We start from the raw sequence: 14,725 nt of genomic DNA, 5'->3' as shown, positions 1-14,725 counted from the left end.
TAGAACTATTTTTGATTGAATTACTGTATCAGTAATTTGGCTATCTTATTGGATGTTTCACCTGATATTGAAATCATATAAAACCCTGGGCTTAACGATTCGGTCGGTAGTGTTACCGCGGCGTCTTCGCTATTTTCACAATTAAAACTGTTTACCAATTGTCCGGTAGCATTATAAATATTTATTTTTGCGCTTCCGTTGAAATTGATACGGGCTTGCTCTCCTGTTCTTATGGGGTTGGGGTAGATATTTACATCCTTGTCTCCATCAGCTATGGAAGTTATTCCTGTTCCGGAACTTTCTACTGTAACGAGTATTGTTGATGTCAATTCATCTAAAGAGGCTGTTAGTAGTTGAGTACCTGTACCATTACACAGTACCGTACTCCCGTTTTCTTGTACTTTTCCCAATTTCGCACTGCAGGAAAGCATGATTCCTTTTACATTCGTATCAATCAACACACCCTGTGCATTGTAGCCGTATATCACCGGAGAGTAATAACTATTGCGTTCCACTTTTTTAGCGTAGTCGGCAAAGCGAATTTCTGCTATTACCTTGTCCTCAGTGACGGGAGTTGTGATAAACAGTCCGTTTTTGACTGCTCTCAGGCTCCCTTCACTTGGTGTATTGACCACTCCCAATTCTTTGACATATAAAGTAGAGGAACCGCCGCCATCGAAATTCAGAGCCTCCGTACATCCCAGATTGAGCATGATTGCAGCCAGGTCTTTTGAAGGTACACCGACCGATACTCCTGTTTGGCGACCATCGACAACCAGCAGTATGGCCTTTGTCCCGTCCGAATTATAGCCTATTGCCGTACGGGGTTCCCGGTTGGCCAGATGATCCAATGCACCTTGCGTTTCAAGGATTTTGCCTCCCTGTAAGAGTATCGGGCATCCGCCGCACATTTCCATGATATCTGTTTTCACTACGTTGTCAAAATAGAGGGTTGGAGTCACTTCAAACTCTTCACCTAATTGCATTTTGGCTAATGTATTTGCTGTAAATCCTGTACCGGATAAGACAAACCCTCCTTCCGGGATTGACATATTGCCAACGTCTTTGACCGGTGCAATGGTGACACGCATTTTAGTTGTTCCCTCGGCTTTCAATGGGCCATCGACAGGTACAGCTCCTACTTCTACTCCCGCACCTTTGGTACCTGTAGTACTTCCTTTACGCGAAGTGAATAATATCAGTTCATTATCGCTACGTACTGCATTGACAGCTTTGATAGATGCCTGTCCGGCATTTGGCGAGACTAATTTAAATGTCGTATAGGGGGCACCAGAACAGAATTTCTTATCTTTATCAATACCTATTGCATACCAGCCGGTTCCCTTATAACTCTTATAGAGTTCGCCATCTGCCACAGTTGTACCTACAGGGCCCATACCACCAATGAAATCGGCATTCACCCCGGCAAAATATATATTTTCGGGATCGTTGTGAGATGCCGGCATGTTCGGTACGGTTACGTTACTTGTCAGATTATCTTTCCCCATTATTAATTTCAGGTTTACATTCGGGTTGGTCATATCGGTGGTTGTATAAAACACACGTAGCTTTACCGGTCCTTCCAGAGCTAAAGTTGTTTGGGTAGTTCCGGGACCTATCACTATGTGCGATAAAGTATCCACACGATATTCGACATTTTGCAGTTTCCAGGTATTGGAAGCAAAAGAGCTGAATGTGAGGCAACTCAATAAAAATAATGGTAAAGAATATCTGTTTTTCATGACTCTATAAATTTATTCTTATGCCTTGCAGGGCTTTTACAGTAATCTTTTTATGGTCAGGCAATACTATTTCATGATCGACACTGTCCATATTCACGTAATATTGAACTTTCTGACCTTTAGAAGAGAGCCATTCGGAACCGGCAACAACATTCATCTCTCCGAATCCGGGGACATCTATTGACGGATTATCTCCTTCCGGTATGATTTCTTTTATATATCTTCCGCCAACAAAAACGTCATGTTGTTTTTTGCGTAACGTAGAAAGAGTCTTTAAAAAATTAGCTTCTCTTTTGGCTTCGTCTTTCATTAACAAAGTTGGATCTACCCATCCTAATTGGGAGCCATACAGAAAGCATTGCATGGTTTGATACAGAAAATCACCACGATTCACTCTGTCGGTAGGAGAGTAAGTATAAGCCGAGGTGATGAGCCTGTCGGAATAAACCATCGGGAACAAAGGCACAATCTTGCAGCCGTTGTGAGGAGAATTGACCGTAAGCAACAAATCGAACATATCGATGTAACATTCCGCATTTTCCTCGCTTATAAGTATGTTGCCCGGTTCCAGGTGATGAGTACGGAGAGAGTCCATCAGATGACGGTAAGATTTATGCCAGTAATCACCTCCGCCACAGGCATGTCCATGGTTGGTAGCCCAGCAGGGCTGAGGGGCTGCTGCCGCTATCTGGTCGATATATACTCCGTTTGTTTTCAACTCTTTTTGGATTTTTATTACAAGATCGGTTATGATGTTTTGCCACAGTCCGGATGCGGGACAGGTGACAGTGTTCAATACCTGTGACGTTGGGTAAATTTCGGTATAAAGTGTACCGTCTGGTTTTCTGCACGAGGCAGAAGCCCCGTTCAGAGTTTTATAGCTGTCACTGTCAGGATCCCACAACCGGCCGTTAATGTAGGGAACGGTATGACAACCTCTTTTCCTTACTTCGGCTATCATGTCGGCAAAGCCGGCTTTTGGCGGGAAGTAGTCGGGATAATGCGTATCATAAGGATAATGGTGCCAGAAGTACCAGTGAACAAAGGTGTTTTTGCCATACAGGTCGATGGCTTTATTTACGGCACTTCTTACGGTGTCGTTTACTCCTTTTGCTCTAATCCAGATATCGGTATCCAAAAGCCACTGTGGTATATTACGGGATGCCAAAGGTTTACTTCCCCATTCGGTAGTAAAAGTGAAAGGGCGGTACCATTTCGTTGCGGCATCTTGCCAACCGATATTTGAATATCCGATAACTGTTGACCATGGAACAGTAAATGTTTCGGTTGTATCGTCCGACCAACCTTCGGAAGCTACAATATCTGTTAATAGAGTAACACTCTTTTCGCCTACGGCAGCTCTGAAGTCTTTGCCGCAAGCTTCTTTATCTTCGGTAGCGTAATAGACTGAACCGTCTGAATTGTGAAGAAGCAGGAGCTGCATAGAACCGGTTACCGAAGGGTAGCTTGAAGAATACACCTGAGGATTCTTCAGCTCGTACTCCGCACCCCAGCCTGCTGAGGTGATTAATTTGGCATCATCAGGACGCGTTACGGTTACGCGTGGAAACTGGGTATTACTTATCAACCAACCTTCGGGAGTTCCCGCCTGGATATCCCAATAGATAAGTTCTGAATCGTCAGGAACAGAAACAGTCATTACCACCGGGACCAAATCATTGTAAGTGAGTCTCATGTTCCACTTGAAAGCAATGGCAGTATTACCGTTTTTTGTTCCTTTCGACCATCCGGTATATTCTCCATGAGAAGGGAAAAGCACCGGATTTTCTCCTTGGGGACCTTTATAGGTGAGTGTCCACGGAACAGTATTATATCCTTTGCCCAATATTAATTCTTTTCCGCTAAGGGTGAGTTTCGAGATATCGAAAGCTTCGCCCTTAGGAAATTCAACTCTCACTTTGCTATTCCGGAGTGTCACGGTCGAGTCGGTTTCGGTAATTTGCGTACCTTTGGCTTGGCCCCACGATGCAGTTAAGCTTACGAGAGAGACAAGAATAGATATTAAACAACTTTTCGTCATAATCTATGAGTTTACGGGTATTATATGGTGATTATCAATAATCAGGGTTAGTAAGATTCGGGTCGCGGTCTGTTTCCAAACGTGGGATAGGCCACCATGTGAATTTCGGATCCCAATATCTGTTTCTGTCGCGCACCCTGAGTTTGTCTTTATAAGCCTCATATGAAGGAATATCATTAAGGTCGTGCCGTTCGTCTGTCTTAAAATCAGGAATATCAGTTGGCTCTAATCCTTCATATCTGATGTCCGGTTTAGGTTGTCCGTAAGAGGGATGCTCGTTAAGCATATCACCTATACCCCAGCGCCGAACATCAACGAAGAGTAATCCTTCGAGCGCCAATTCAACTTTGCGTTCGCGTCGTATTAACTGTCGCATTTTGTTTTGATCTCCTTTCCTGTCTGTCGAAACCTCCGGCATTCCGGCGCGTTTGCGTACTTCGTTAATGGCCGAATATACCGATTCGTCCAACTCATTGAGTTCAATTTTGGCTTCGGCATACGAAAGGAGTATCTCGGCGTAACGCATCAGAATAAGATTGCTTGAAGAACTCATCAGCAATTCGGTATTTTCATCGGCATATTTGCGCCATAAATATCCTACTCCACTGTTCACAAGTGAGGGGCTGGTAGAAGTGACATCTACATTCGGTGCGGTATACCAGGCGTTTCTACGGGGATAGAACCGGGTTTTATCATCATAAATGTTTAGAATAAGTTTTTGAGGGTTATTGCCGTCGGTAATGGTATAGTTTATTGTGTCACCATGTCCTGCTAATGTGGCATTAAAACGCGGATCTCTGTTTAAGGTAGGCTGTTTCGGGTCATAAAGAGGAGATTCGTCTATACGTTTTCCATCGATACATTCGTAAGTATCTACAATCAGAGAACTCGGGAAACGTACCGATGATGCATAGTTACGCGATGAATGTCCATAACCTACTGTATGCAATTTTTTCGTTCCGTTTGTAGAATACATTAATTCCCATAACAGTTCGTCTCGGACTTCACTCTTAGCCTGGCCGGTCAGATTGAACAAGTCGGAGAATTTGGGTGCCAATTTACGTTTACCGATCACCTTACTTGCTGCATCGGCGGCTATGCTGAAGTACTCGGCGGCTTTATTTTCTACATTAAAGCTTCCACCAAATAATCCTATACGTGCTATTAATCCGTATGCGACGGCTTTGTCTACCCGTCCCCGTTGGGCTGCGGTCCACGGGAGATAATCGGCAGCATCGTTCAGGTCTTTTATCAGAAAATCGATAATCTCTCCTTTTGGAGTACGTCCTACCTTGTACTCATCGATAGTTACAGGAGCAGTAAAGAAAGGTACATCGCCAAATGCCGATATAAGATTATAATAAGCATAAGCCCTTAGTACGCGTGCTTCGGCATAATACTGCCTGGCCGCATCACTCATTCCTGCTACGGCATCTTTGGCACCGTAAATTACAGAATTGGCACGGGCGGCTATTTGATATTCTCCGGTCCAGAACGCCTGAATCTTTCCATTGTCGGGATTTAACGTTCCCCCTGCACCAATCGAACTATTTTCATCTTGTTCGAGTCCGTATGCCGTATAATGGTCGAGCACAATACATGCAGGTACTGCCCAGTTCATATCGAAATACAAAAGAGGATAAATACCGGTAACGCCTTCTTTCAATCCTGCTTCGGTTGCATAGAATCCTTCGGCATCGTAGGCAGGGTTTTCCTGGTCGAGAAAATCGGCACATGAGCTAACACCCATCGTGATAAAAAACGTAGCTATTAAATTATATAAGGTTGTCTTTTTCATCTTTTTCATCAATTAAAATTCCACATTGAGTCCGAATATAAATGTCTTGTTCAACGGATAGCAGCTTGCGCCTGATCCGATACTGTTTTCAGGGTCGAAACCTTCGTAAAAGTTGTTTTTTATGGTAAACAGATTCTGTGCACTTGCATAAATTCTCACTTTGGATAGCGCAGCTTTCTGTATCCATGTTTGCGGCAGCGTATATCCTAATACAATATTTTTCAGGCGGCAATAGGCTCCGCTTTTTACCCAGAAGCTTGATATCATATTGTTTGGATTGGTTCCGCTGGGATCTTCAAGTAAAATCGGGAATTTTGCATGGGGGTTGTCCTCAGTCCAATAATCCAGTTGATATTTATATATCGTGTAATTGCCGGATAAAGCACGTGCCCCTGCTCCGGAGTAATATACATCTCTTTTACCCACTCCCTGAAAGAACAAGGAGAAATCAAGACCTTTCCAATCGCCGCCTAATGTCAGTCCGAATTCATATCGCGGAGTAGAGTTGCCGAGTATCGTACGGTCGTAATTATCTATTTTTCCATCGGGAACTCCATCCGGACCGCTGATATCTTTATATTTAATATATCCCGGTTTTATATTGTTGGGATTACCACCGTATACGGGAGAGTTGTTGATCTCTTCCCGGCTTTGGAAATAACCGTCGGCAACGTATCCGTACCATGAGTTATATTCTTCGCCTTCTTTGGTGATTGTTGTAGTGCCTACGTACTCTTTCCCATATAAGTCTATTACTTTGTTTTTTACATCAGAAAGATTTCCTTTGACGTAGTAGTTTACACTACCGATACGGTCTTGCCAGGATAGCGAAAGTTCCCAACCGCTGTTTCTCATCGAACCGGCGTTTTCCCATGGAGCCGTCATTCCTACGAACAATGGAACGGGGAATTGCTGAAGCATGTCTGTGATATTTTTTATATAATAATCGAAGGTTGCATTCAAACGGTTATTAAACATACCAATATCGATACCCGCATTAATTTGTTTTGATTTTTCCCAGGTTATTGCTTCGTTAGCCAACTGAATCTGTGCGACACCGGCAGCAAGCTCTTTATCAAACCAATATCCATAGGTGGTAGTGCTTCCTATAGATGAAGCATAGGGATAATAGCCACTGATAGCCTGGTTACCTAATTCTCCATAGGAGGCTCTTAGTTTCAGATTGCTTACTACACTTTTAGCCGATTCAAAGAAGTTCTCTTCGGATATTCTCCATCCGGCGGATACCGAAGGGAAGAAACCCCAGCGATGTCCTTTCTTGAATCTTGAAGTACCATCGTAGCGACCGTTGACTTCGAGCAGATATCTGTCATTGTATGCATAATTTAGTCTAAAGAAGTATGACAGCATAGACCATGCGTATTTTGAACTGGAATTCGATGCGGTACTAACGTCACCATTTACAAGTTCTTCATATCCATCGTAATAATAATTTTTACGACCGGCTAACAGATAAGTGTTATGTAATTCTTCGCTTTGAAATCCAACTAACGCTTTCAGGTAGTTCTTATGGAAATTCTTTTCATAAGTTCCCTGCAGATTATATTGTTTGGTAACTGTTTTTGTTCTATGTTCTGATTTTGATGATCCTGTCGTTGGAAATTCTCCCTTTGATACGCCACTTTCGTATACCTGATAGGGTTTTACAAATGCATTAGTTTCGCCATCTGCGCGTTTCCATGAATATGCTCCGAAAATATTGAAGCCCTTGAAGGGATCGATAGACAAAGTTGTTCTTGCAGTATATTCGGGAGCAATACTATTTGTTGTACATCCGCTTTGTACCATAGCAATGGGATTGGTTCCGTTAATGCCATACCCCCATGTACCATCGGCGTTGATGCCCGACATGATGGGGGTCATGGTCAGGGCTTTGCCTATGATATTGGCGGGAGTATCCATTACGGGAGATTTAGCAGTAGCCTGGCGTATGCCTATATCTACTCCGAGTTTCATCCATTTATTAATTTGGGTGTCTGTGTTTACGCGTAAAGAAGTTCGTGTGAATTTGTTATTATCGATAAGGCCGTTTTGTGCATAATATCCTGCTGTAGCAAAAAGTTTTGTTATATTGTTACCGCCACTGATACTAACAGAATAATTTTGGGTGGTTGCGTGGTCTTTGATTACTTCTTTTCGCCAATCCGTATCGTAATAATTAATGTTGTCTACACCCCCGTTTTTATAAATATCGATGGTTTGGGTGTATAATGGTTCTTGGCTTGCGTTGACACGTGCCACATCTACTGCCTGCATGTACTCGATGGCGTTTGTAGGCGTAGGCAGTGTGGTTGGTTTATTATAACCCATATAGCCATTAAATGTTAGTTTCACTTTTCCTTCGGAACCTCGTTTTGTGGTAACCAATATTACCCCATTTGAAGCCCTTGAACCATAGATGGAGGCAGAAGCTGCATCTTTTAATACAGTAATTGATTCTACCGAATTCAAATCGATGCGGTTCATGTCACCTTCTACCCCGTCGATTAATATCAATGGAGAGGTTGCTGAGTTCAGTGAGCCCAACCCTCTAATCTTGATAGAGGCATTGTCTGCTCCCGGTTGACCAGATGATTGAATGGCAGTAAGTCCGGGGATTACACCCTGTAGTGCAGCGGAGCCTGTAGAAACACTTCGTCTGAGAATATCTTCGCTGTTCACACTTTGTACTGATCCCGTGAGATTTATTTTCTTTTGGGTACCATATCCTACGACTACTACATCGTCAAGAAGAACATTGGAACTATCCAGAATGATGTTCTTGATTTCAGATTTGTTTACCTTAATCTTTAGCGGAGTATAACCTATATACGTATAAGTTAGTGTAGTCGGTTTTTCTAATTGTAACTCATAGTTACCGTCAATGTCCGTGATTGTTCCAACGTTGTTGTCGGATATGATGGAAGCTCCTATCAAAGCTTCACCGTCACTTCCCTTTACCTGACCTTTAATTATAATTTTTCCGACCGATTGAGGGTTTGATTGTGTACTCCTTTTTGACAGGATGATTTGTTTCTGACTTTTAATAATATATGCAATTTCGGTATCTTTGAATAAACTATTGAGTATGGTTTCAATGGATTTATTCTCTGTTTTGAAACTGACCTTTTTAGTGAAATCCGGTAAGTTCTCTGCATAAAAGAACTTATAACCGGTGTCTCCCTCAATTATTTTGATTGCCTGTGCAATTGTTTTATCGGCAATACTAACAGAATGCTGTGCGTGAACCGGATAGGTTATAACTAATAACACTAACAGGCATAACAGCTTAAACGGTTTTAAATTATTATTTTTCATAGGCTTAATTTGTTAACTGGTTTATTTTTATCTATGTTTTTTTATTATATTCTTTTGGGCAGAGACTGTTATTACAGAGTCGGTTACTGTATATGTCAGCGGATAACTCAGGCTCATCACATATAGGACATTAGTTAATGAGTTATTCTGAATGGTACCGGTGAATTTCATATTTCTCAGCTTTGCATCGTTAATATTGATTTTTACGTTATACATCCTTTCGATGGTTTGCGCAATGGAAGACAAGGGTTCGGCATTACAAACAAGCTGTCCTGTTCTCCAATAATTGGCGATTGAAATATCATCAGTTACTGATGCTTTGATAGTCTGTCGTTTCAGATTATAAGTAGCTACTCCGTTAGGAAGAAGAGTCACACTCTCTTTGTTGTTGTAGACTTTGACTTTTCCTTTGGCAAGAGTAGTAGTAATAAGGCTGTCAGTAGGATATGCTTTTACGTTAAATTCAGTACCTAAAGCTTCAATGTCTACTCCGTTACATGTTACAACAAATCTTTTATCAGGATTTTTGGCTACTTCAAAATAAGCTTCCCCATTAAGACTTACCATGCGCTCTTCGGAATTGTAATTACCGGAAAATGATATCTTAGATGCAGAATTCAAATGTACTATGGTACCGTCTGCTAAGCGCATACTCCCTTTTTGGCCCGGTTCCACTTCAAAAGTATAGATGTTACTCTCCATATTCTCTTGATGTTCTGCAAAATTATTGTATAGTAAGTATGCAGTAAATGTTGAGCATACTATAATTGCAATAGCGGCAGCAACTCCTGGAATGGAGTAAATACGACGTTTGATGCTATGTTTGGGCGATACAGGTTTGGAAGAAACGGCTCCTTTGATTTTTAGCTGAATGTTATTCCATATTTCACTTTTGAGCGATTCATCAATATCTTCGGAGGCACTTTCCCATGCTTCCCTGCTATTGCGTTCGGCATCTTCAGAATTCATCCATTTGGCCAGTTCAGCACGTTCGGATGTTGAAGAAGAGCCTGTGAGCAGGTTCGTGATTAAATGTTTTATGCGTTCTATCTTCATCTTCTGTGGTTATTTATAGTATATATCCACAGCTCCCACAAAAGGATTACAAGAAAATGAAATATTTTAGAAATTTATCGAAGATACTGAAATAAAGATCATGAAAGCAGAGCCCATTTTGGACTTAAGAAAACTAATCGTACGATGTATTTGGGTAGAAACGGTTTTTTCTGAAATAGAAAGTTCCTGTGCTATTTCTTTGTTAGACAGTCCTTTGCTCCATCTCATCAGGAATATTCTGCGACGTGCTTCCGGAAGTTCGGCCAATAGAGAAAGAATTTGTTGTTCTATCATATCGCGTGATAAATTTTCTTCTATGTCCGATTCTTCCTCTTCTTTGGCGGTTTCCTGTACCTTGATGGCATAACTTTTAAAGATATTGAGACGGCGTATTTCACGGAATAATAAATTTCGGGCAATAGAATATATATAGCCTTCAATATTGCCATTCACATCGAGATTTGATCGTGAATCCCATAATTGGAGAAACGTGTTTTGAGTAATATCTTTCGCCAGGTCTGAGTCATATATAAACGAATTTATATAATTGAAAATCTTTCCTACATAACTGTTGTAGAGTGATTCAAAGGTCTCTCTATTGCCGGAAATAAAAGATTCTATATCGTTTTGTTTTTTCATAAAAAACGGATTTGTATGATAATTGCGATGGTTCTCTAAAAATATTATTTATTTTAGTCTTATTGGATTGAAAAATCTGATTTTATCGGGTTTCTTAATTCATTTGTAACTTGAAATTCGTTTAAAATTTAAAGTTATCATTGCAAAATGCAATTATTTGATAATTACTTGCCCTTTTCATCCTTTTGCGTTAATAAATTGCAATATTAGTAACTAAAAATAAATATTAATAATATATTTGTTTCCAAAATCGAGTATGCCATGAAAAAATTATTTTTTATTCTCATTCTTTTATCCACTTTGAATATAAATGCTCAGGACACTTTGAAACTCAGGGTGATGACTTATAATCTGAGATTCGGTGAACTTGCAACTATTGATCAGTTAGCGGAACACATCAAAGCTTTTCAACCTGATTTCGTAGCTCTTGAAGAGGTGGATGTAAATACCCACCGGACACTTGCGCCTCATCAAAACGGCAGAGATATGCTCTCTGAATTGGCCGGAAAAACAAATATGTTCGGACTCTATGGAAAAACGATTCATTTCAGTGGTGGTTATTACGGTATTGGAATACTTTCCAAACATCCTTATATAAGTGTAAACAAATTAATGTTGCCTAATCCTCAAGGGGCGGAACCTCGCGCTCTTCTTGAAGGATTGTTTGAGGTTGGGAAATCAGATACTATCTTTTTTGCAGCCACCCATTTGGATGTGACAGACGAGAAAACTCGCGAATTACAAGCACAATACATCACTGATTATTTTAAAACTTCTTCTTATCCTGTGATAATTGGCGGAGATTTTAATGCTGAACCCAATTCTAAAGTCATAAAGAAAATTATGGCTCGTCATTGGTGGGATGCAACCGATTCGGCTTTAACTTTTCCCGCCTGGGAACCTAAAGTAAAAATTGACTATCTATACGCCCGTCCTCAAAAGGGGTGGAGAGTAGTACGAACCCAGGCGGTTCACTCATTATTGTCAGATCATCTTCCTATTATCACGGAACTTGAATATGTGCGTGAATAATAAATAGTTAGGTTTTATTTACATATATTTTATTTATTAAATTATTTTTCATTCCAGTTCTTTTCTATTTCTTCGAGGCTTTTTCCGGTGGTTTCGGGAACTAATTTCCATATAATCAGAATGTATGGAACGCACATGCCTGCGAAGATGAGGAATGTACCCGCCGGAGTAAGGTTCTGTAGCATCCAGGGGGTAAGTTGTCCGATGAGGAATGTTCCGATCCAAAGCGAGAATCCGGCAATGGACATAGCCAGTCCCCGGACTTTGATAGGGTACATTTCGGATAGAAGTACCCAGATAACAGCACATATGGATATGGCACAACAGAATATGTAGCTTAGGAAAAATATCAATAATGCAGTGCTTGGTATTTGCAATTCGGCTCCTTTGATGAAGTAAAATGCAATAAGCACTAACGAGATTATCATTCCCGAAACGCCATAATAAACGAGTTTCTTTCGTCCGACCTTATCGATGATAACCAATGCCAGTACGGTAGTGAGCATGTTAACCATTCCCACCAACACCTGGTAGAAAAGAGAATCTCCACTGGAGAGGCCACTTTCCTGAAAGATAGACGGGCCATAATAAAGTACGGCATTCACTCCCATGAATTGCCCTAAGATAGCGATGGATGCCCCGATAATTACTGCTTTGAGTATACCGGGCCGCAAAAGTAGAGACCATTCGGACTTGGATTCTCCGCCGGCAACTTGCCGTATGGCACTTATCTGTACCTCGGATTCGCTTTTACTGCCATAAATTCGTTGCAGAATACGACTTGCCCGCATTTCTTTATTTTTAAGGACCAACCAACGGGGGCTTTCGGGAATAAAGAAAATGATTAAGAAAAAGAGTAATGCCGGAACTGTTTCCATACCCAACATTCCTCTCCATATCTCGTCTGAAAAGATTTTAACGATCCATTGGTTACTCGATTGGGCAGCGGCATCGGCTCCAAGCACTAATTGGTAATTGACCAGATAAGCCCCTAAGAAACCGATGGTTATGGCTAATTGGTATAATGATACCAGTCGTCCCCGGTATTGGGGAACGGATACTTCGGATATATATAATGGTGAAATAATAGAAACGACACCGATACCGACTCCACCGATAATACGGTATATCACCAGTTCATTGAAGGAGGATGCTAACGCACAACCTATGGCAGATGCCGAAAATAGTATGGCCGAGAGAATCATTGTGTTTTTCCGGCCACCTCTGTCGCTTAGAATTCCGGCGCAGGCGACACCACCGATAGAGCCTATCAACGCACAACCTACGTACCATCCGGCCTGAAGGGTGTTTAGCCCGAATTGTTGTGATACCTGTGCTATTGTTCCTGAAATAACGGCTGTGTCATATCCGAATAGGAAACCTCCTAAAGCGGCCACTACCGATAGAAATATGATATATCCTATATTTGTTTTTGATTGGTTCATTTCTGCTTATTATTTGATATCGAAATATTCTTTATAGCGATCATACAGATGCCCGGCCTGGAGATAAGCTGACTGCGGGCTCATAAAATGAGAGAATTCAAATGTTATGGCTTTATCGTATCCGGCTCTTTGAGCTGCCTCAAGTTTAAGTCGTAATTTATCAAATTTAATAGGGAAAAACTTAATAGGCATATCTCTGTCGAAAGATTCGGCATTTGTCCAGCATTTCAATCCATATTTATCGGCCAGTCTTTTGTTTACTTCAAAGAAGGCATCCAGTTCATGATAATCTATCTGTCCGTCCTGGAAAGCGCAAGCATCTACTACATCACTGATTCCGGCAAATATTTCATCCCATTCTTCTTCGTGTTCCTTCACTGAAATTGAATCTTTCCTACTGAGCATGGCGCTTGAAGCCTGTACAGCTTTTTTTCCGTCAATCCATGGAGATATGAACGTAGGCAGTCCGTTTGAAATATCTTTGCATTGTTTTCCTAATGCGTGGAATGTGCCGATTGCACCTTTGGTTTTCCGGCTGATTTCCGTACTGATATACCATCCCTGAAAGCTTTTATACTTCTCTCCGTAATTTTTCCAGACTTCATCAATTACATGTTTGTTGTGTTCTATTTCCCAGGTGAGATCATTTGTGTCCCAATATCTTCCGGAGTCGTACAAGCCAAAATAGAACTTCATACCATATTTATCAGCCAGTCGCAGATACATATCCAAAAGATCGACCGAAGGTTTATAGCAACCCTGACCGATCAGATATTCAGATGGATAAGTAATAAATTTACGATATCCTGAGCGGATCATAATGACAGTATCTATACCAATTGCTTTCATGTGTCGGAAATCGGCATCCCACTCTTTTTCTCCCCAGTTCTGATGAGGGATGTCATGAGATATTTCATCCAGAAAAGTTCCGGTTATTTTTAGTGCATTATTTGTGGGAACGATGAGTTTGTTCCGGATTTCGTCAGTTGTAGTTTCTCGCTCCTTTGAAATGCATGAAGAGAGCCATGACGGTAAGGTAATAGCGGCGGTGCCTGCCAATACTGATTTCTTTAAAAATTCCCTCCGATTGTTGATTTTCATATTTCCTGGTTTTTATGATTGTACAGATTATTGGTTTTCTAAAAATAGTATATATTCTAATGGATAGTAGTTTGTTGCACTTTCTTTGTGCATCCTTTTTCTAATCTTCTATTTATAGGAGATTAGAAACCTGTTTTTCTAAGAATGTCTCAATCTTTTCGGCAAATAAAACAATAAAATTATAAACTTGCAAGTATTTAATTAAATATTTTATTAAATACTCTAATAAAATGGATATATTATATAAAAAGACCCGAATATATTAGGGAAGAAAAACTATAAGTTGAGTGAAAGTGAATAACTGGCAATGATATAGTTTGTAAAAGTGTATACCCTGGCCTTTGAGAAGTCCGATTAAAAGTTCTGTTAATTGTATTGTTGGATTTTATATTTACAATTAATATTGATGATTATTTTTTTTCTTTTCATTCTGTAATATCTTATGTATTGTCTGTTTGTTCTTCGTAGAGGATCGCCCCGTTCCTCGTATACTCTATTAAAACCAAATGTTTCCGCAGAATATTGCTTTAATAAATGTTAACTACGAAAGATA

Annotated in this window: 9 protein-coding genes; 1 reads left to right on the top strand and 8 read right to left on the bottom strand. The window is 40.7% G+C overall.

Features of this window, described 5'->3' with window-relative positions; genetic code table 11:
* Positions 1 to 20: 20 nt before the first annotated feature.
* From ACESQI_RS14025 to ACESQI_RS14000, 6 genes are all read right to left on the bottom strand, one after another.
* Positions 21 to 1,742: a phosphodiester glycosidase family protein gene (locus ACESQI_RS14025; protein WP_373126374.1), complete on the bottom strand. Its 1,722-nt coding sequence runs from the start codon at positions 1,740 to 1,742 to the stop codon at positions 21 to 23.
* Positions 1,743 to 1,746: 4 nt separating this feature from the next.
* On the bottom strand, positions 1,747 to 3,783 hold the full coding sequence (locus ACESQI_RS14020; protein ID WP_263666857.1) for a DUF6259 domain-containing protein: 2,037 nt from the start codon (positions 3,781 to 3,783) through the stop codon (positions 1,747 to 1,749).
* Between the two features lie 34 nt (positions 3,784 to 3,817).
* Entirely contained in the window at positions 3,818 to 5,581 is a 1,764-nt protein-coding gene (locus tag ACESQI_RS14015; protein ID WP_320908909.1) for a RagB/SusD family nutrient uptake outer membrane protein, read from the bottom strand.
* A gap of 12 nt (positions 5,582 to 5,593) precedes the next feature.
* The gene (locus tag ACESQI_RS14010) at positions 5,594 to 8,899 is read right to left on the bottom strand and encodes a TonB-dependent receptor (protein ID WP_002558505.1); all 3,306 of its coding nucleotides are present in this window, start codon (positions 8,897 to 8,899) and stop codon (positions 5,594 to 5,596) included.
* Positions 8,900 to 8,926: 27 nt separating this feature from the next.
* Positions 8,927 to 9,955: a FecR family protein gene (locus ACESQI_RS14005; RefSeq protein WP_007483144.1), complete on the bottom strand. Its 1,029-nt coding sequence runs from the start codon at positions 9,953 to 9,955 to the stop codon at positions 8,927 to 8,929.
* A gap of 66 nt (positions 9,956 to 10,021) precedes the next feature.
* Positions 10,022 to 10,594 (bottom strand): RNA polymerase sigma factor, encoded by a 573-nt coding sequence (locus ACESQI_RS14000; protein ID WP_002558507.1) that lies wholly within the window; start codon positions 10,592 to 10,594, stop codon positions 10,022 to 10,024.
* Between the two features lie 261 nt (positions 10,595 to 10,855).
* Here ACESQI_RS14000 and ACESQI_RS13995 point away from each other — a divergent pair, with 261 nt between their 5' ends.
* Positions 10,856 to 11,626: an endonuclease/exonuclease/phosphatase family protein gene (locus ACESQI_RS13995; protein WP_002558508.1), complete on the top strand. Its 771-nt coding sequence runs from the start codon at positions 10,856 to 10,858 to the stop codon at positions 11,624 to 11,626.
* A gap of 41 nt (positions 11,627 to 11,667) precedes the next feature.
* Here the strand turns inward: ACESQI_RS13995 and ACESQI_RS13990 are convergent, their stop codons facing one another.
* The gene (locus ACESQI_RS13990) at positions 11,668 to 13,071 is read right to left on the bottom strand and encodes a sugar porter family MFS transporter (RefSeq protein ID WP_002558509.1); all 1,404 of its coding nucleotides are present in this window, start codon (positions 13,069 to 13,071) and stop codon (positions 11,668 to 11,670) included.
* Between the two features lie 9 nt (positions 13,072 to 13,080).
* Positions 13,081 to 14,172: a DUF4434 domain-containing protein gene (locus ACESQI_RS13985; protein ID WP_002558510.1), complete on the bottom strand. Its 1,092-nt coding sequence runs from the start codon at positions 14,170 to 14,172 to the stop codon at positions 13,081 to 13,083.
* Positions 14,173 to 14,725: the final 553 nt, after the last annotated feature.

The organism is Bacteroides sp. HPS0048, assembly GCF_964240755.1.
GTDB classification, from domain to species: domain Bacteria; phylum Bacteroidota; class Bacteroidia; order Bacteroidales; family Bacteroidaceae; genus Bacteroides; species Bacteroides nordii.
This window is presented reverse-complemented; position numbering and strand designations above follow the sequence as displayed.